The 19,878-nt window shown below is 65.6% G+C and carries 9 protein-coding genes and 1 tRNA gene; 7 read left to right on the top strand and 3 right to left on the bottom strand.

The features are described 5' to 3' along the window. The 3 genes from BMY90_RS00895 to metH all read left to right on the top strand — a co-directional run bounded on the left by BMY90_RS00895 (window position 1) and on the right by metH (window position 4,904). On the top strand, window positions 1-927 hold the full coding sequence (locus BMY90_RS00895) for a metalloregulator ArsR/SmtB family transcription factor (protein WP_092700513.1): 927 nt from the start codon (window positions 1-3) through the stop codon (window positions 925-927). A gap of 10 nt (window positions 928-937) precedes the next feature. Continuing rightward, window positions 938-2,032 (top strand): homocysteine S-methyltransferase family protein, encoded by a 1,095-nt coding sequence (locus BMY90_RS00890; protein ID WP_008209528.1) that lies wholly within the window; start codon window positions 938-940, stop codon window positions 2,030-2,032. Between the two features lie 178 nt (window positions 2,033-2,210). Beyond that, window positions 2,211-4,904, top strand: coding sequence for a methionine synthase (gene metH, locus BMY90_RS00885; RefSeq protein WP_092700510.1), 2,694 nt, complete (start codon window positions 2,211-2,213; stop codon window positions 4,902-4,904). A gap of 102 nt (window positions 4,905-5,006) precedes the next feature. Here metH and BMY90_RS00880 read toward each other — a convergent pair whose 3' ends face one another. Beyond that, the gene (locus tag BMY90_RS00880; RefSeq protein ID WP_008209535.1) at window positions 5,007-5,327 is read right to left on the bottom strand and encodes a lipid-A-disaccharide synthase N-terminal domain-containing protein; all 321 of its coding nucleotides are present in this window, start codon (window positions 5,325-5,327) and stop codon (window positions 5,007-5,009) included. Window positions 5,328-5,456: 129 nt separating this feature from the next. Here BMY90_RS00880 and BMY90_RS00875 point away from each other — a divergent pair. From BMY90_RS00875 to recD, 4 genes are all read left to right on the top strand, one after another. After that, window positions 5,457-5,531, top strand: a tRNA-Val gene (locus BMY90_RS00875). A gap of 233 nt (window positions 5,532-5,764) precedes the next feature. After that, the gene (gene recC, locus BMY90_RS00870; RefSeq protein WP_245734788.1) at window positions 5,765-9,379 is read left to right on the top strand and encodes an exodeoxyribonuclease V subunit gamma; all 3,615 of its coding nucleotides are present in this window, start codon (window positions 5,765-5,767) and stop codon (window positions 9,377-9,379) included. Beyond that, window positions 9,376-13,020: an exodeoxyribonuclease V subunit beta gene (gene recB / locus BMY90_RS00865; protein ID WP_092700504.1), complete on the top strand. Its 3,645-nt coding sequence runs from the start codon at window positions 9,376-9,378 to the stop codon at window positions 13,018-13,020. The genes recC and recB overlap by 4 nt, the downstream gene beginning before the upstream one ends. After that, on the top strand, window positions 13,007-15,103 hold the full coding sequence (gene recD, locus BMY90_RS00860) for an exodeoxyribonuclease V subunit alpha (RefSeq protein ID WP_245734786.1): 2,097 nt from the start codon (window positions 13,007-13,009) through the stop codon (window positions 15,101-15,103). Before recB ends, recD begins: the two co-directional genes overlap by 14 nt. 119 nt (window positions 15,104-15,222) lie before the next feature. Here the strand turns inward: recD and BMY90_RS00855 are convergent, their stop codons facing one another. Together BMY90_RS00855 and BMY90_RS00850 are read right to left on the bottom strand one after the other, a co-directional pair. Beyond that, window positions 15,223-15,693 (bottom strand): type IV pilin protein, encoded by a 471-nt coding sequence (locus BMY90_RS00855; RefSeq protein WP_092700498.1) that lies wholly within the window; start codon window positions 15,691-15,693, stop codon window positions 15,223-15,225. Window positions 15,694-15,703: 10 nt separating this feature from the next. Further along, window positions 15,704-19,852 carry a pilus assembly protein gene (locus BMY90_RS00850; RefSeq protein ID WP_245734782.1) on the bottom strand — a complete coding sequence of 1,383 codons (4,149 nt, stop codon included), beginning with the start codon at window positions 19,850-19,852 and terminating at the stop codon, window positions 15,704-15,706. Window positions 19,853-19,878 lie beyond the last annotated feature (26 nt).

The following is a 19,878-nucleotide window of genomic DNA, read 5'->3' as shown; positions in this document are numbered from 1 at the left end:
ATGGATCTGGCCACCGCCTCCAGCGTGCTGCGTCTGCTGGCCGACTCCACGCGCGTGCGCCTGCTGGCCCTGCTCGAACGCGAGGAGCTGACCGTGGCCGAGCTGGCCTCGGTATTGCACCTGGCCCAGCCGCGCGTATCCACCCATCTGGCCAAGCTCAAGGAAGCCGAACTGGTGCGCGATCGCCGCGCTGGCGTCTCCGCCTACTACCGCGCCAATAACGACGGCGACAACCACCATCACACCCTGCTGCACTCGCTGCGCGAAAGCATCGACGATGCCTTGCTGCGCGAAGATGCCGCCCGCCTGCCCAGCGTGCTGGCCAACCGCGCCCGCGAAGAGGGTTGGGCCGACACCGTTGCCGGCGACATGGAGCGCCACTACTCGCCCGGCCGCACTTGGGAAACGCTGGCCCGTTCCCTGTTGCAGCTGCTGGAAACCGGCGACGTGCTCGACATCGCCTCCGGCGACGGCATCACCGCCGAACTGCTGGCGCCGCATGCGCGCTCCATCGTCTGCGTGGATTCCAGCGAGCGCGTGGCCGAAGCGGCAGCCAAGCGACTCAAGCCGTTTGGCAACGTCAAGGTCATCCACGGCGACATGCATGCCCTCGACCTCGGCGCGCAACGATTCGACCTGGTGCTGATGCTGCATGCGCTGACCTACGCCGAGCAGCCCGCCGTCGCCGTGGCCGAAGCCGCGCGCCTGCTGCGCCGCGGCGGCCGGCTGCTGGCGGTGACCCTGGGCAAGCACGACCACCGCGCCGTCGTCGAACCGTTCGACCACCGCAACCTCGGTTTCGCCCAGGCCGAACTGGAAGGTTTCGCCAATGCCGCCGGCCTGGATGTGCTCAGCTGCGCGCGGCTCAGCCGCGAGCGCAAGGCGCCGCATTTCGAAGTCATCAGCCTGCTGGCACAGAAGAAATAAGGATCCCTCGATGAGCGCCCTCCCCTGGCTTCACCCGGATCGCGTCGCCCTGCTCGAAGCGGCGCTGCGCGAGCGCATCCTGATCCTCGACGGCGGCATGGGCACCATGCTGCAAGGCCATCAGCTGGACGAATCCGGCTTCCGCGGCGAACGTTTCGAGCACGGTCACGACAGTGCGCATGCCCATGACGGCCACGCCCATGACCACCACGGCGGCTGCGATCTCAAGGGCGACAACGACCTGCTCACCCTGACCCAGCCGGAGATCATCCGCGGCGTGCACGAAGCCTACTTCGAGGCCGGCGCCGATCTGGTCGAAACCAACACCTTCAACGCCACCCGCATCAGCCAGGCCGACTATCACCTGCAGCACATCGCGTACGAGTTGAATCGCGAAGGTGCGCGGCTGGCCCGTGCCGCCGCCGATCTGTTCAGCGCGAAGACGCCGGAGCAACCGCGCTTCGTGATCGGTGTGCTCGGCCCCACCAGCCGCACCGCCTCGCTGTCGCCGGATGTCAACGACCCCGGCTTCCGCAACGTCACCTTCGAGGAACTGGCCGAGAACTACACCGAATCCGCCAGCGGGCTGATCGACGGCGGCGCCGACGTGCTGATGGTGGAAACCATCTTCGATACCTTGAACGCCAAGGCTGCGCTGTTCGCGCTGTCCGAACTGTTCCGTGCGCGCGGCGCGCGGTTGCCGTTGATGATTTCCGGCACCATCACCGACCGCTCCGGCCGCACCCTTTCCGGCCAGACCGCTGAAGCGTTCTATTACTCGGTGCGCCACGCGCGGCCGTTGTCGGTCGGCTTCAACTGCGCGCTCGGTGCCGAAGACCTGCGCCCGCACATCCAGACCATATCCGGGGTTGCCGAGTGCCACATCAGCACGCACCCCAACGCCGGCCTGCCGAATGCCTTCGGCGAATACGACGAGACCCCGGAACAGATGGCCGCCGTTATCGGCAGCTTCGCCCGCGAAGGCCTGCTCAACCTGGTTGGTGGCTGCTGCGGCACCACGCCGGCACATATCAAGGCGATTGCGGAAGCGGTGCGTGGCGTGGCGCCGCGAGCGTTGCCCACCGAAGCTCAGGAAGCCGCATGAGACACGCCCGCCGCGCCTTGCTCCCTCTCCCCGCCGGGGAGAGGGTTGAGGTGAGAGGCCAACCGTGGCTCGGCCCGACAACGAAGCGCGTGCAAATCACCTCTCACGCGAGCACCCGCCCCTCACCTCAATCCTCTCCCCACGGGGGAGAGGAGGCCAACGCAAGAAGCATTTCCTCATGAGTACCCGTCACACCCGCCTGTCCGGTCTCGAGCCGCTGGTCCTCACGCCCGACCTGCTGTTCGTCAACGTGGGCGAGCGCACCAATGTCACCGGTTCGGCCAAGTTCAAGAAACTGATCAAGGAGGATCGCTACGAGGAAGCCGTCGAGGTGGCACGCCAGCAGGTGGAGAACGGTGCGCAGATCATCGACGTGAACATGGACGAAGGCCTGATCGACTCCGAAGCGGCGATGGTGCGCTTCCTCAACCTGATCGCCGCGGAGCCCGATATCGCCCGCGTGCCGGTGATGGTCGATTCGTCGAAATGGACGGTGATCGAAGCCGGCCTGCGCTGCCTGCAGGGCAAGGGTATCGTCAACTCCATCTCGATGAAGGAAGGCGAGGCGGAGTTCCTGGACCACGCGCGCAAGGTGCAGCAATACGGCGCCGCCGCCGTGGTGATGGCCTTCGACGAACAAGGCCAGGCCGATACCTGCGAGCGCAAGGTATCCATCTGCGCGCGCGCCTACGAACTGCTCACCGGCGAGCTGGACTTCCTGCCCGAAGACATCATCTTCGACCCCAACATCTTCGCCATCGCCACCGGCATCGAGGAGCACAACAACTACGCGGTGGATTTCATCGAGGCCACCCGCGAGTTGAAGCGGCGCTTTCCGCACTGCCACATTTCCGGTGGCGTCTCCAACGTGTCGTTCTCGTTCCGCGGCAACGACACCGTGCGCGAGGCAATCCACTCGGTGTTCCTGTACCACGCCATCCAGGCCGGCATGGACATGGGCATCGTCAACGCCGGCGCGCTGGCGATCTACGACGAACTCGACGCCGAACTGCGCGAACGCGTCGAGGACGTGGTGCTCAACCGCCGCGACGACGCCACCGAGCGCCTGCTCGACATCGCCGACAACTACAAGAAGAAGAAAGGCGAAGTCGTCGTCGAGACGCTGGCCTGGCGCGAGAAAGATGTGCGCGCACGCCTCAGCCACGCCCTGGTGCACGGCATCGACCAATACGTGGTCGAGGATACCGAAGAGGCCCGCCAGCTCTCGACGCGTCCGCTCGACGTGATCGAGGGACCGCTGATGGACGGCATGAACGTGGTCGGCGACCTGTTCGGCGCCGGCAAGATGTTCCTGCCGCAGGTGGTCAAATCCGCGCGCGTGATGAAGAAGGCCGTAGCCTACCTGCTGCCCTACATCGAGGCGGAAAAGCTGCGCACCGGCGACACCGGCAAGAGCAACGGCAAGATCGTGATGGCCACAGTCAAGGGCGACGTGCACGACATCGGCAAGAACATCGTCGGCGTGGTGCTCCGCTGCAACAACTTCGACGTGACCGACCTGGGCGTGATGGTGCCGGCGCAAAAGATCCTCGACACCGCGATTGCCGAGAACGCCGACATGATCGGCCTGTCCGGCCTGATCACCCCGTCGCTGGAAGAAATGGCCAACGTCGCCAAGGAAATGCAGCGACGCGACTTCCACATCCCGCTGCTGATCGGCGGCGCCACCACCTCGCGCGCGCACACCGCACTGAAGATCGAGCCGCACTACAAGGCCGGTACCGTGTGGGTGAAGGATGCCTCGCGCGCGGTCGGCGTGGCGCAGTCGCTGGTCAGCAAGGAGCTGGTCGACGACTTCCTGGCCAAGGTGCGCGCCGACTACGTCGACGTGCGCGAACGCCATCGCAACCGCGGCCCCGGCAAGAAACTGGTGTCGCTGGAAAAAGCCCGCGCCCAGCGCTACCGCTGCGACTGGGCCAGCTACGAGCCGCCGCAGCCAAAACAGCCTGGCGTCACGGTATTCGACGACTACGACCTCTCGGTGATCCGCCAGTACATCGACTGGACCCCGTTCTTCCAGGCATGGGAACTGGCCGGTCACTACCCCGCCATCCTCACCGACGAAGTGGTCGGCCCCCAGGCCAGCGAACTGTTCCGCGATGCCCACGCGATGCTGGACAGGATCATCGCCGAAAAGTGGTTGACCGCCCGCGCCGTGATCGGCCTGTGGCCCGCGGCCAACATCGGCGACGACGTGGAGATCTACACCGACGCCAGTCGCCGCACGCCGTTGGCGGTATTGCACAGCCTGCGCCAGCAGGCCGACAAGCCGCCCGAACGCCCCGACCTGTGCCTGGCCGATTTCATCGCGCCGAAGGAGTTCGACAAGCCCGACTGGATCGGCGGCTTCGCCGTCACTGCTGGCCTTGGCATCGAGGAGCACCTCAACCGCTTCCTGGCCGATTACGACGACTACTCCTCGATCATCCTCAAGGCCCTGGCCGACCGTCTCGCCGAGGCCTTCGCCGAGCACATGCACGAACGCGTACGCAAGGAATTCTGGGGCTTCGTGCCGGATGAGGCGCTCGACAATGATGACCTGATCGCCGAGAAATACCGCGGCATCCGCCCTGCTCCCGGCTACCCCGCGTGCCCCGAACACACCGAGAAAGCCACGCTGTTCCAGTTGCTGGACGCCACCAAGAACGCCGGCATCGAGCTCACCGAAGGCTTCTCGATGTACCCGGCTGCTGCCGTCTCCGGCTGGTACTACTCGCACCCGGACAGCCAGTACTTCGTGGTCGGCCGCCTCGGCAAGGAACAGGTCGAGGACTATGCCCGCCGCAAGGGCTGGACACTGCAGGAAGCCGAGCGCTGGCTGGCCTCCAATCTCGACTACGAACCGGAATGACCCCGTAGGAGCGCCCCCCCCTGTGCGCGATGCTTTCCGTCACCTGGCGAAGAGCCATCCCGCACAGGGTGCGCTCCTGCCAATGGGGCACGACAGATACTGTCACACCGTGGCGTCACCCGTGATCGCGTTCTTCCGATGCCGCAGGTGCACGATCAGGTTGTAGACCGAGACGAACACCGGGAAGAAATTCGAGAGAATGCCCACCGAATCGTTCTTGCCGGCGATGAAATAGGCCAGCAACAGCATGCTGCCGCACACCGACAGCACCCAGAACGCCAGCGGCATCACCACCCGCTTGTACTTGCGCGTGTAGTACAGCTGCACGAACCAGCGACTGGTAAACATCAGCGTACCGGCGAAGCCCACTATCTTCCACGGTGTCAACTGGAAGTGCTGCAACGCCTGCAGGACATGCGACATGTGAAATTCCTTGGATCGGTCGGCCTCGTGGGGCCGCCATTCTAGCAACGCCCGCCATTTCCGCCCCTTTCGCCGGCATCCACCAGTTGACCTCGGTCCCGTCACCCCGTATATTTGCGCGCTCTCGGCGGGCGGTTAGCTCAGCGGTAGAGCACTGCCTTCACACGGCAGGTGTCACAAGTTCGATCCTTGTACCGCCCACCACTCAAGATCGTCGAAAAAGGCCACCTCGCAAGGGTGGCCTTTTTCGTTGCGGCGGCGGCCTGTCCCGGCCCGTAAAGAGCCGCCAGCCGAGCAGGCGCGACGCCGCTCGTCCACGCAGACACCCGCCAGCCACCCGACGTCGCAGGCCGCGAGACTCGTCGATGCCACGCTAGAGGCGACATCCACCGCTTAACTCGTGGACAATCCCGGTCCAGAGTGCAACCGAGCCCGCCGTGACAGCAAACCGCGATACCTCGCCCGCCCCGGCGATCCAGCCCGGCCTGATGGTCGTCCATGGCAACCGCCTGGAAGACCTGCGCGACCTGCTGCTGGCGTGGCTGGCCAAGGCGCCGCTGGCACCACTGGAAGACGAGTTGATGCTGGTGCAGAGCAACGGCATCGCGCAGTGGCTGAAGATGGCGCTGGCGCGCGCGCCGGCAGCGGGCGGCATGGGCATCAGCGCGGCGGTGGACATGCAACTGCCCGGCCGCTTCCTGTGGCAGGCCTATCGCGCCGTGCTGGGACCCGACGCCGTGCCGACCGCGTCGCCGTTCGACAAGTCACGCCTGACCTGGCGACTGATGCGTCTGTTGCCGGCGCATCTGCACGACGACGGTTTCGCGCCGCTGCGCCATTTCCTCGGCGATGACGCCCAGACCACGCCGACAAAGCTGTTCCAGCTGGCCGGCCAGATCGCCGACCTGTTCGACCAGTACCAGGTCTATCGCGCCGACTGGCTGGATGACTGGGAGCACGGCCGTGACGTGTTGCGCGACGAGCTGCGCGGATCAAGCTCATCTCTGCCGACCGACCAGTGCTGGCAACCACGCCTGTGGCGCGCCTTGCTGGACGACGTGGGCGCCGATGCGCGGCAGACCCACCGCGCCAGCGTGCACCGCGCCTTCCTTGAGCTCGCCGCCAGCCTCGACCAGCGCCCCGCGGGTTTGCCATGCCGGCTGGTGGTGTTCGGCATCTCCAGCCTGCCGCAGCAGACGCTGGAGGCGCTGACCGCGCTGGCGCGCGTGTGCCAGGTGCTGCTGCTGGTGGCCAATCCCTGCCGGCACTACTGGGCCGACATCATCGAGGACCGCGAGCTGCTGCGCGCGCAGCAGCGCCGCCACGCCGGCAAGCCCGGCCTGCCGCCCGAGCCGCGCTTCGAGGACCTGCATCAGCACGCCAATCCGCTGCTGGCGGCCTGGGGCAAGCAGGGCCGCGACTACATCCGCCTGCTCGACAGCTTCGACGCGCCGGACAGCTACCGCCCGCGCTTCGCCGCACTGGGTCGCGACATCGACCTGTTTGCCGACCCCGGCGCGGGCAGTCTGCTGCACCAGGTGCAACAGGCCATTCTCGAACTCGAGCCGCTGCCCGCCGCCCCCGACCAGCGCAAGGCGCTGATTCCCGACGACGATTCGCTGGGCTTCCACGTGGCGCACAACCGCCAGCGCGAGGTGGAAGTGCTGCACGACAACCTGCTGGCGATGTTCGAGCAGGCCGAACGCGACGGCCAGCCGCTGGCGCCGCGCGAGGTGATGGTGATGGTGCCCGACATCCAGGCCTACGCACCGCACATCCAGGCGGTGTTCGGCCGTCTGCCCATGGACGATCCACGCTTCCTGCCGTGCAGCATCGCCGATCGCCCTGGCCGCGGCACCGCGCCCCTGCTGGTGGCACTGGAGCAGCTGCTGCGCCTGCCCGAATCGCGCTACGCCAGCGGCGACATCCTGGACCTCTTGGACACGCCCGCGCTGCGCCGCCGCTTCGGCCTCGACGAATCCGGCTTGCCCACGCTGCGCCGCTGGATCGAGGGCGCCGGCATCCGCTGGGGCCTGGATGGCGCGCAAAAGGCCAACCTGGGGTTGCCGCCAGAGGAACAGAACAGCTGGCGCTTCGGCCTGCGCCGCATGCTGCTTGGCTACGCCGTGGGCGATGGCCAGTCGCTGCATGGCATCGCGCCGTTCGACGAAGTCGGCGGCCTGGATGCCGCGCTGGTCGGGCCACTGGCGCTGCTGATGGATGCCCTCGATCAGCACGGCCGGCAACTGGCCACGTCCGCCACGCCAAGCGCATGGGGCCAGCGCTTGCGCGCGCTGTTGGCGACCTTCTTCGACGAAGGCCGCGACGACGGCGATGCCGCGCTGCTGCAGCGCCTGCACGGCGCGCTGGAAGCCTGGGAGCTGGCCTGCACGGAAGCCGGCTTCGCCGATGTCGTGCCGCTTGCCGTGGTGCGCGAACACTGGCTCGCCGCCGTGGACGAAAGCCGCCTGTCGCAGCGCTTCATGGGCGGCGCGGTGAGCTTCGCCACGTTGATGCCGATGCGCGCCATCCCGTTCCGCGTGGTGTGCCTGCTGGGCATGGACGACGGCGCCTACCCGCGCAAGAGCAGCGCGCCGGATTTCGACCTGATGGCCACGCCCGGCCAGCAGCGTCCCGGCGACCGCTCGCGCCGCGAGGACGACCGCTATCTGTTCCTGGAAGCGCTGCTTGCCGCCCGCGACCGGCTGTATGTGAGCTGGGTGGGCAAGAGCGCCCGTGACAACAGCGAACTGCCGCCCTCGGTGCTGGTAGGGCAATTGCGCGACTACCTCGCCGCGGGATGGGCAGAACAAAAAGGGGGTCAAAAAGGGGGTCAGAGTCACTTTTCGGCGCGGTACGGACTGGCGGCGAGGGATCGGAAAAGTGACTCTGACCCCCTTTTTGACTCTGACCCCCTTTTTGATCCCCTTCCGCTCCTCACCACCCACTATCCGCTGCAAGCCTTCAGCCCCTGCTACTTCGACGCCCAAGCCGACGCGCGCGTGTTCACCTACGCCCGCGAGTGGCAGCAGGCGCGCGCTGGCCATGCGCAGACGTCCGACGCGCCGCTGCCACCATGCTCGCGCGAAACGCCGCTGGACCTGGCCGTGCTGCAACGCTTCTTGCGTTCGCCTGCGCGCAGCTTCTACGCCGAGCGCCTGGGTGTGCAGTTTGCCGACGCGGACGACGCCGAACTCGAACACGAGCCCTTCGCGCTCGACGCACTGGAAAACCACCTGCTCACCGACACCCTGCTGCGCGCCGCCATCCAGGGGGGCGCCGACGCGCAGGCCTCGATGGCCACGCGGTTGGTGCAACAGGGCGCGCTGCCACCGGGCAGCTTCGGCGCGCTGACCCTGGCGCCAATGACGGCCGCCGCCGCGCGCGTCGCCACGCGCTGGCAGGCGCTGGACCTGCACTATCCGCTGACTGGAACGCGCCACGCCCTGCATGCCACCGCGCACGGCCTGAGCGTGGAAGACAGCGTGGACGACCTGCGTCAGAGCGAGGATGGCGAGCGCGTGCGCCTGCTGGCCACCGCCAGCAAGCTCATGGACAAGAAGAAGCTGCGCCACGACAAGCTGGTGGCACCCTGGGTGGCGCACCTTCTGGCCAACGCCAGCGCGCTGGCCATCACCACCCACGTGGTGGCGCCCGACGCCATCGTGCAGTTGCCCCCGCTGGCAACCGCCGAAGCACGACAGCATCTGCACGCGCTGCTGGCCGCCTTCGCCACCGGCATGTGCACGCCGCTGCCCATCGCGCGCAAGACCGCCTGCGCATGGCTGCAGGTCGAGGCCGCCAACGCGAAGGCCGCGCCGGAAAAACAAAAGTCCGACGACGCGCTGGCTGCTGCTGCCTTTGCCGCCGCCCGCCAATGCTACGCACCGCGCGGTGATGGCGAGCATTCCCGTGGCGAGGTGGACAGCGAGCCCGCGCTGGCCCGCAGTTGGAGCGACTTTGCCGCCCTGCACGCCGCCGGCTTCGAGCATTGGCTGCACCTGTACCGCCCGCTGCTGGACGCCGCGCGCGTCATGGACGATGCCGCATGAACGCCGCGCAAGCCCTGAATCCCCTGCGCCTGCCATTGACCGATATCCAGCTGATCGAGGCCAGCGCTGGCACCGGCAAGACCTGGACCATCGCCGCGCTGTACCTGCGCCTGGTGCTGGGTCACGGTGGCGGCACGCCGCTGCTGCCCGCGCAGATCCTGGTGATGACTTTCACCCGCGCCGCTACTGCCGAGCTGCGCGAGCGCATCCGCACGCGCCTGGCCGACGCCGCCGCGGCCTTCCGCGGCCAGCGTGCGCCTGACGATTTCCTCGCCACGCTGATCGCCGACTACCCCGATGCCGACGCGCGCGCCCGCGCGGCGCGCCAACTGGAGCTGGCCGCGCAGTGGATGGACGAAGCCGCGGTATTCACCATTCACGGCTGGTGCCAGCGCATGCTGACCCAGCACGCCTTCGCCAGCGGCGAGGGCGCCATCAGCGACACCGTGGCCGACGAGGCCGCGCTGCTGGCCGAAGCCGTACGCGACTACTGGCGCGGCCACGTCTTCACCCTGGACCCCGACGCCGCCGCGCTGTACGCACAGTGGTGGGCCAGTCCCGAGGCGCTGCAAAAAGCGTTGAAAGACCTGCTACCCCATGCCGGGGCGCTGCGACTGGATGGCCAGCCACTACCGACACCACGCGCGCCGCGCGAGCTGCTGGCCGCGCCCGCCAACGCCCTGCACGACGCCGAAGCCACTGCGTGCGACAGCTGGCGCGATGCGATCGATGCCATCGAGAACCTGCTGCTCACCGCGTCGCAGACCAAACAGCTCAACGGCAACAAGGTACGCGCCGCCAACCTGCCAGACCATCTGGCCAGCATGCGCGCCTGGACCTGCGGCGAGGCGCTGGACAACGATACGCTGGCGCGCTTCACCCAGGCGCGACTGGTCGAATGCACGGCCAAGGACAAGCCCACCCCCACCCATCCGGCCTTCGCCGCACTGGAACAACTGCAGGCGCGACGCGCCGAGACCGACACGCTGCCGCCGCTGCTGCTGGCCCATGCCGCGCCATGGGTGGCGCAGCGCGCCGACGAAGCGCGTCGCCGCCAGGCCCTGCTGGGCTACGACGACATGCTGGCGCGGCTGGATGGCGCCTTGCGCGGCCCCACCGGCGAGGCGTTGGCGCAATTGGTGGCCAGCCAGTACCCGGTAGCCCTGGTCGACGAGTTCCAGGACACCGACCCGCTGCAGTGGCGCATCTTCCGCCGCCTCTACCACGACGTGCCGGGCACCGCGCTGCTCTTGATCGGCGATCCCAAGCAGGCGATCTATGGCTTTCGCGGCGCCGACATCCACACCTATCTCGCGGCGCGCGACGACGCCGCCACACCGCACTGGACGCTGGGCACCAACCACCGCTCCACCGGTACGCTGGTGAGGGCCGTCAACCATGTCTTCGCCTTCGCGGACCGGCATGCCAAGGGCGCGTTCGGTTTCGGTGACGCGTTGCCCTTCCTCGAAGTGGAGGCGAAGGGCCGCACGGACCATTTGCAGCTGGACGGCGCCACGCTGCCGGCCATGACCATGGCCGTCCGGACGTCCACCGAAACCATCGGCGCGGGCGACTACCGCGAAACCCTGGCCGCCCATGCCGCCGCGCAGCTGGTGGACTGGCTCAATGCCGCACGCGACGGTCGTTGCGGCTTCAGCAACGACCATGGCGTATTCACCGCATTGGCCCCCGGCGATATCGCCATCCTCGTGCGCGACAGGACCGACGCCGCTGCGATGCGCGCCGCCCTGCACGCACGCGGCATCGCCCACGTGTACCTGTCGGACAAACAATCGGTGTACGAAAGCGCCGAGGCCGGCGAGCTGCTGGTCTGGCTCACCGCCTGCGCCAGACCGGGCAACGACCGCGCCATGCGCGCCGCGCTGGCCACGCCGGCGATGGACCGCAGCGTGGCCGAGCTGGATCGTCTGAACACCGACGAGGCCTACTGGGAGGTTTGCGGCGAGCACTTCCGCCAGTTGCACGCGCTGTGGCAACGCCACGGCGTACTGGCGATGCTGCACGAGCTGCTGCACCGCTTCGAGGTACCGGCGCGGCTGCTGGCGCGCGGCGATGGCGAGCGTGCGCTCACCAATATCCTGCAACTGGCCGAGCTGCTGCAGCAGGCCGCCACCGCGCTGGATGGAGAACATGCGCTGATCCGCCACCTGGCAGCGCAGATCGACAGCCCCGCCACCGGCGAGACCGCCGAGGAACAGATCGTGCGGCTGGAAAGCGAGGCCGACCTGGTCAAGCTGGTCACCATCCACAAGTCCAAGGGGCTGGAGTACCCGGTGGTGCTGCTGCCTTTCGTCTGCGGCTACCGCGAAACCCGCACGGATCGCCCGCTGCTGTGGCACGACGCCGAGGGCATGGCGCGCTTCGACCTGCGCCCCGATGCCGCCGCATGGCAGCGCGCCGAGGACGAACGCCTGCAGGAAGACCTGCGCCTGCTCTACGTGGCGCTCACCCGCGCCCGCCACCTGTGCTGGCTGGGCGTGGCCTGCCTCAAGGATGGCGGAAAGAAGGATCCCGGCCTGCACAAGTCCGCCTTCGGTTACGTGCTGGGCGACGGCGCGGTGATCGCCCCGGCCGACCTGCACGCCGCGCTGGAAACACTGGCCGCGGGTTGCACCGCCATCGCGGTGCAAACACTGGACGATCCGGCCGATGCGCAGCGCTATCGCCCCACGCACGACACCCGCAAACCGCGCCCCGCCCGCATCTGCAGGTTGCCGCCACGCGCGCCGTGGTGGATCGCCAGCTACAGCGCCTTGGCCCGGCATGACGACGCTGCACCGCCGCCCGCGCCAGAGACCCCCGCGCAGTCCACGCTCGCCGAGGCAGCCCGGGAAGATGGCGATATGCCGAATACCGCTCGGACCGGCGGCATCCACGATTTTCATCGTGGCGCCGCGCCCGGCACCTTCCTGCACGAGCTGCTGGAGCATTGTGCCGAGGAAGGCTTTGCCCACGCCGCCGCGCCCTCGCTGGCACTGCGCGACACCATTGCACGCCGCTGCCAGGCACGCGGCTGGCAGGGCTGGATAAGGCCGCTCACCGAATGGCTGCCCGTCCTGCTGCGCACGCCGCTGGCGCTGCCCGGGGGCGGCACGATGCCGCTGACGGCGCTCACCGATCCGCAGTGCTACCGCGCCGAGCTGGAGTTCTGGTTCGAGGCCAACCACGTGCAGGCGCAGGCGCTGGACCGCCTGGTCAGCGCGCATACCCTGGACGGCGCACCGCGCCCACCACTGGCGGCGAACCTGGTCAACGGCATGCTCAAGGGCTTCATCGACCTGGTGTTCGAGCACGAAGGGCGCTGGTACGTGGCCGACTACAAATCCAATTACCTGGGCGCAGACGCAAGGGCCTATACCGCGCAGGCCATGCGTGACTCGGTGCTGCACAGCCGCTACGAGCTGCAATACGCCATCTACACCCTGGCGCTGCACCGCCAACTGAAGGCGCGCCTGCCCGGCTACGACTACGAGCGCCACATGGGTGGCGTGCTCTACCTGTACTTGCGTGGCGTGGATGGTGCCGGCCACGGCGTGCATGCCGCGCGTTTACCGCGCGCTCTGGTCGAAGCGATGGACGCGATGTTTGCCGATGGAGAGCTGGCCGATGACCGCGACTGAAAACACGCCATCCCTCTACGCCCTGCTCGACGAGGCGCTTGCCGCCCAGCGTCTGCGCCCGCTGGATGTGGCATTCGCCCGCTTTCTGGCCGAGTGCGACCCCTGCCTGCCCACCGAACTGGCATGGCTGGCCGCCGTGCTCAGCCGCCAGCTGGCCGATGGCCACCTGTGCCTGGACCTGGACCAACTTGACGCACAAGCCGACGCGCAAGACTGGCCCGCCCACTGGCGCGCATTGGCCCGCGACCTGCACGGTGGCCTGCCGGCCTCGCCCCTGCTGGCCGGCGCCGACGGCATGCCCGCCGATGCGCCGCTGGTCCACGATGGCACGCGGCTGTACCTGCGTCGCTACTGGAACCACGAGCGCGCGGTGGCCCACGGCATTGCGCAGCGCGTGGCCCAGCAGCTGCCCGCCTCGCCGCACCTGGCCGCCGAACTGGCACGCCTGTTTCCTGATGGTGCGGCGATGGATGGCACCGACACCAACCCCGACTGGCCGCGCATCGCCTGCGCGCTGTCCGCGCGCGGCGCGTTCGGTGTGATCACCGGCGGCCCCGGCACCGGCAAGACCACCACCGTGGTGCGCCTGCTGGGCTTGCTGCAGACACTGGCGCTGCGTGAGCAGGGCCAGGCACTGCGCATTGGCCTGGCCGCGCCCACCGGCAAGGCCGCTGCACGACTGAATGCCTCGATCAGCGCGCAACGAGCCCGGCTCGACGTGGACGAAGCCGTGCGTGCCAGCATCCCGTCCGAAGTCACCACGTTGCATCGGCTGCTGGGCGCACGCCCCGACACTCGCCGCTTTCGCCACCACTCGGGCCATCCGCTGGCGCTGGACGTCCTGGTGGTGGACGAAGCCTCGATGATCGACCTGGAAATGATTGCCGCCGTGCTGGAGGCGCTGCCACCTCCGGCCCGCTTGGTGCTGCTGGGCGACAAGGACCAGCTTTCCTCGGTGGAAGCCGGCGCCGTACTCGGTGACTTGTGTCGTCGCGCCGAAGCCGGCCACTACAGCGCCGCCACCGCCAACTGGCTACGCCAGGCCGGTTGCGGCGATATCGATGCCTTTACCCGCCATGATGCGCAACCGCTGGACCAGCACATCGCCATGCTGCGCCACAGCCACCGCTTCGCCGACACCAGCGGCATCGGCGAGCTGGCGCGTGCGGTGAATGCCGGCGATAACGAAGCCGTGCAGACCGTGCTGGCAGCGTCCCACCGCGACGTGAGCTGGACCGCCGAATACGCCCACCTCGTCACGCTGACCGTCGAAGGCCAACGCCAACCCGCCCATGACTCAAAGCTGGTGGCGCCGGACCAGCGTCATGCCGGCGAACACCGGAATGACACGCCATCCGACATGCCACCGAAGCCCGGAACATTGCCCATTGACGATGGGTCCAACGACGCACCACGCGGCTATCGCCATTACCTTGAACTGCTGCAGCGCGAACGCCCGGATGCCGAGGCCGGCGACGATGCCTTCGCCAAGTGGGCAAGCCGCGTGCTGGAGGCCCACAGCCACTTCCAGTTGCTGTGTGCCCTGCGCAACGGCCCCTTCGGCACCCATGCACTCAACCAGCGTATCGCCGAAGCACTGCATGCCAACGACCTGATCGACACGGACCGTGGCTGGTACGAAGGCCGTCCGGTGATGGTGCTGCGCAACGACTACATGCTGGGCCTGATGAACGGCGACGTCGGCATTGCACTGCGCCGCCCCGACCGCGACGGCGTCATGCGCCTGCACGTGGCTTTCCCAAGCAATGGCGCCACGCCTGGCGACAACACCGTGCGCTTCATCCTGCCCTCGAGGCTGGAAGAAACCGACACCGTCTACGCCATGACCGTGCACAAGTCGCAGGGCTCGGAGTTCGAACACACCGCCCTGCTGCTACCCGACCAGGCCACCGTCGTGCTTACCCGCGAATTGCTCTACACCGGCATCACCCGCGCGCGACGGCATTTCAGCCTGGTCGCCCCGCAAGCCAGCATCGATCTGGCCACCAGCCAGCGCACGCAGCGGCATTCAGGCCTGGCCGAGCGTTTGCAGAACCCTCGGAAGCCTGCAGATACCCTGTAGGAGCCCACTAGTGGGCGATGCTCTTCGCCACACGAAGGGAAGGCATCGCACACAAGTGCGCTCCTGCTACAAAGCCGGATCCTGCAAGACGATGACCAAATCCAATCCAGTCCCACAATTCACCAACAGGTGACGTCACCGGTCGATGCACTACGCGTCCCCGACTGGTCCAGCGACAGCGTGCCGCACTTGGTGTCGCGCGTCAGCTGTGCATTGATGGGCGTCGCCTGAGCGGTGTACGCCGAACTCGACGGCGCAGCCGGCGAGAAGGCATAGCTGTAATTCGCTCCGGTTTGCTGCGCGCTGCGGCAATCCAGCGCGGGCATCGTGGCCCCCTTGTAGCTGAGGGTGGTGGTGTAGTAGCGCTCCATGTAGTTGGCCACCTCCGACAAGCAGGCTTCCGCCGCCACTCGATGGGTCTTGGTGATATGCGACGTGTACGACGGATAGGCAATCGCCGCCAGGATCGCGATGATCGCCACCACTATCATCAACTCGATCAGGCTGAAACCACCACCATGATCGCCGAGGAATGGGCCGTTACCAGGAACGACAGATATTGCATCTCGCTTGCATGCTGGATAACACATCGTCCGCCCCTTACTGACTGATCAGTTCCTGCCACGACACACGTGTCATGGCCCCGGTCGAACCCGACGTTTTCAGGCTCGCAGTAGTGCCGTTGTCGAAGCTCACCAGCATCGAACCGCCGACAAAGATTGGATTGTTCGGCAGCGAATTGAAGCCCACACCTGCCGCCGCAACCACTTTCCCGCCTGAACCGCCCGGCCCCGACCCCGGCAACGTGATCATATCGCTGCTGTTGATACTACCGTCGCCATTCACGTCGAAGAAGTTGCTCGGTGGATTGCCGCCGGTGAACGGATTGATCGCCATGACCCAACCACGGCCGGAAGGATTGCAAACGTCTGTCACCTCGGGGATACGTGTAGTCCCCAACAGCAAATTACCCTGGAACTGGTTGGGAGTGACCATCCGCTCACCTTGGGCAACCATGGCTCCGCTCGCTCCAGTCGGCGATTCCAGGTCGAGATACCAGCCGCGCTTGCCGGAGAGATCCGGCGTGCCATCGGCATTGGTCCCAGCCGCGGACACCGCTCGCGCCGGCAGGGTCGGCGGATTGGTGGTGGCGTCGCCTGCCTGCTCCGCAATGATCGAACGTTGCACGAGGTCACTGCGCGTCGCAGGCAACGCAGGCAAGCTGGATGCGTTCGTCCCCGCTTGTGCAACCACGCCATACCAGGTCTGTACTTGCATATTGGCGAGATCGGTGCTGCTCAGGTATTGCCCCGTACCGAAGAACAACCATACGTTACCGGTCGCGGGATCCTTGCCTGCCAGCATGCCCCCCGTAATAGGCTGGGTGTTGGTGCCATCAGTAGCCGTGAATATCTTGGTGCCCGCACAATTCGTGTCGAGGTTTCCACAAGCCGTGATGGAGGCATTCTTGCCCTTGCCGGAAAGATAGTTGAGCGGAAATGACCAGACATTCCCGTGCAAGTCGCCTGCATAAGCCTCCGTACTGACGCCGGCACTGGCATCGTCCATCCAGGCGACCGGAGCAGCCAACCCGTTCCCAGTCGAGGTGTCGCCGGTCGTGTGCACGGACAGGCTGCCCGTGGCGAGGTCGAACTGCAGCAGGGCCGACACGCCTTCAGCGCTGTTGTAACCATTGCCGATCAGCACCGACCAGCTGCCATCCGTCGTCTGCGCAATCACCGGCTTGCCCACCATCTGGCCAATGTAGCCACTGCCCGTCTTGCCATCCGTGGCGTAACGTTCCCACAGCAAGGCGATATTGGCGGGATCGGTTACATCCAGTGCATACACCGATTTGGCCGTGCCCCGACCAGTAGTGCCCACCAGAATGGTATGCCACGACGAGCCGTTGATCTGCGTGAGTGACGGAAGATAGGCATCCGCAACGGTCAGCTCGCCATCGTTGTAATACTGGTGCGGCTGTGCAGTAGTGGTGCCGTAGTTAGGATCGGAAAGGTTCTTCACTCCAGCCAGAATCACCGCCGCCGGCAGGTACGCGAAAGTCTCCGCGCCCGTGCTGGCGTCGAAAGCATGCAGCATGCCGTCGTTGGCCGCCACATAGACCAGCGGCGTACGCGTCGAGGCCTTGCTCGCCGTGGCAACGCCGGTGGTGGCGTCGACTGAACCAACGGCGAAAGCGTTGAAAGTATCGGTCCCGGTAAACGACTGGTTCGCGAATTCATTGGGATCGGGCGCTCCGGAATAAACCGGCTGCGAATCCACGATGTCGCCCAATGGCGTATCGCGAGTACGGTAGATGCCGCTGGAGTGGCTCTGTTCCAGCGAGCCGTCGCCGCGCAAATAGTTCACGATATTCATCTGATCGGTAGCTGTGCTTCCAAGCGCTGTCAGCTCATTGCTCGACAGAGCCGGCGGAGCGGCCGCGCCACTGGAGTCGGTACCGTTCTTGAATGCCACCAGCGTTGGGCTTCCCGTGGCGTCGGGATCGTAAGTCTGGATATTGCGCCCACTCGCTGCAGGCAACATGCTGGACGCTGTCCACTTGGCCGTGGGGGTAATGACGCCCGTATTGGGATTCACCGTCGATGCCTTGAGGTCGCCCTTCCACTTGGCCGTGTAATAGTTGGCCTGATAGGCCATGGTGCCAGTCTTCAACTGGGTGGAGTTCGCCGCCAGGCTGGCACCGGTACCCACGCGCTCGGTTGCACGCTTCAGCGCATCCTGCAGGCCGCTGGTGAAGGAATCCGGGCTGGTGGCGGAATAGAAACCACCGTGGCCGTTGACCGCCGCATGTGCGAGATCCGCAATGTTGTTGATGCTGTTCGAAGCGGGCTGCGGCCATCCAGCGAAACCACTGGGCTTGGTACCGCCTTGCGCCCACTTGAACACGTCGGTCATGTCGATCTTACTGCCGCTGCTATCCTTCGGCGTAAAGCCCAGGCCCATCGTGAAGGTGGTCATGTGCTGCCAGAACGCCGGATCTTCGGTGCTGGGTGGAACCTCGTTGGACGTGGTGCTGCGCAAGTCCTTCTTCCAGTAATACATTGCCACGTCGGCAAGCGAAGGGCTGCCGTCCGATGTTGGCGTATCACCTCCCGAATAAGGGGCCACGGCGCTATAGGTATAAGACTGGTCGTTGGAGCCGCTATTGGTCGGGCCACTGGTATCGCTGGCTCCAGAAGTGGTCTGGGAAGAATAGCTTCCGTTCCAGAAACCGTCGGTGGTCAAAATGGTGTACGACTGACGGCAAGCCAATTCGGGCGTATTCGTCGTGGGATCCGCCACCGGATCGCTGGACATTGTTTGCCAAGGTTGACTCGTCTTGTAATAGGCACCCACCGCATCCAGCGCCTGACGCAGGGGGGTTCCGTTGTTGGGGGTAATGCTGGTTACCCAGTTCCAGAAGTTGCTTTTCTGCGTGTCCGATGAGCCATCCCCGAAAGGCTTGACATAGGCAATATATTGACTATTGAATTCTTTGTAATTGCCCGTCCCGAGACCCGTGATTGCCGAGGAGCCATTATTGTCGATCGAGCCAAAACCCACGCGATACTTTGAATCAAGTTTCGAAAATGCGGTCATCAGGCCGCTCTTGGCCATCAGGATGCGCTTGCGGTAATACGAGAACCAGATGGCAATGTTCTGGCCAGCCTGCACATTGCTTGGCGCGGCAACGCCTGATTTGTCGCTGTCGTCGGTACACGTCGCCCCAGATGTCCAGGCACTGCTCGCCTCAGCCGCAGTGCAATCCGACGACTTGCCGACATAGTTTCTTACGTAATTTCCGTCCCCATCCACCGTTGAGTACGTAAACAAATAGGTATAGCTGACCGTCACTCCCGACGGTTCACACCAACCCGTAGCACTGTTATACGTATCGCCCGATTTGCAACTGTATGCACTGTATGCATCTCTGTAAGACTGACGACGCCGACTCCAAGAACTGGGGTCGTAGCAAACACCACTGGTGGAGTCGAGAGTGTACCCAGACGCACACTGCTCAGTAGGCCGATATGTTGCCGTACCTGACGGAAACGCCGTGTAATAAGAAAAATCGTAAAGAAGCGAATCCGGACAATTGCTGGCACTGTAACCGTTGAAATCACACATCTGCGTCGATGCATGCTGCGTCACATCCACGGTCGTGCTTGTACTGCTGAACGGGTCAGCATAGGCACCACTCAAACCCGTTGGCGCAGCCTGACTTGAACCATCTGCCTTTACCGGCACGGTATAAGTGATTTTCGGGTTGTAATACGTGCCATTGACACTGGAACTGCGCAACCCATCGACAGGCACGTAGGTATCTTGGTATCCGTTTTCATCCACCCCCGTGGCATTCCCTGTCAAATAATTCGCATCCGGCATGAAATCCCATGCCATCGACCCCGAATCATCCAGCATCAGCACGATATTCGGCGGAATTGACGGCTGCAGCGTCAGTGGTTGTTGGTCGACTGTCACGGTACTGGTGCTGCTCGTTGCGGCATGCACCGGCTGAACGTAGGCCATGCCCATCAGCCAGATGCACAGACCTGTTGAGAGAGCCCGGCCAAGCAGCGTGGCAAAGCCACCCTGTGCACGAGGAGGTGAAACACGCTCCATGACATCGCCGGAGAGAGAAACCCGATACCTGGTGACAGGCGCAAGCGCCAGCGCTCCCTTTGCACATGCACGCCACGGCAACAGGCGGTCTTTCCAGGTTTCCAAACACGAGGCGATATTCATGACGTCCACTCTAGAGTTGCAGCACA

This window comes from Rhodanobacter glycinis (assembly GCF_900114325.1).
Lineage (GTDB): Bacteria > Pseudomonadota > Gammaproteobacteria > Xanthomonadales > Rhodanobacteraceae > Rhodanobacter_A > Rhodanobacter_A glycinis.
Note: the sequence above shows the minus strand (reverse complement) of the source record. Positions and strands in the feature narration are given on the sequence as shown.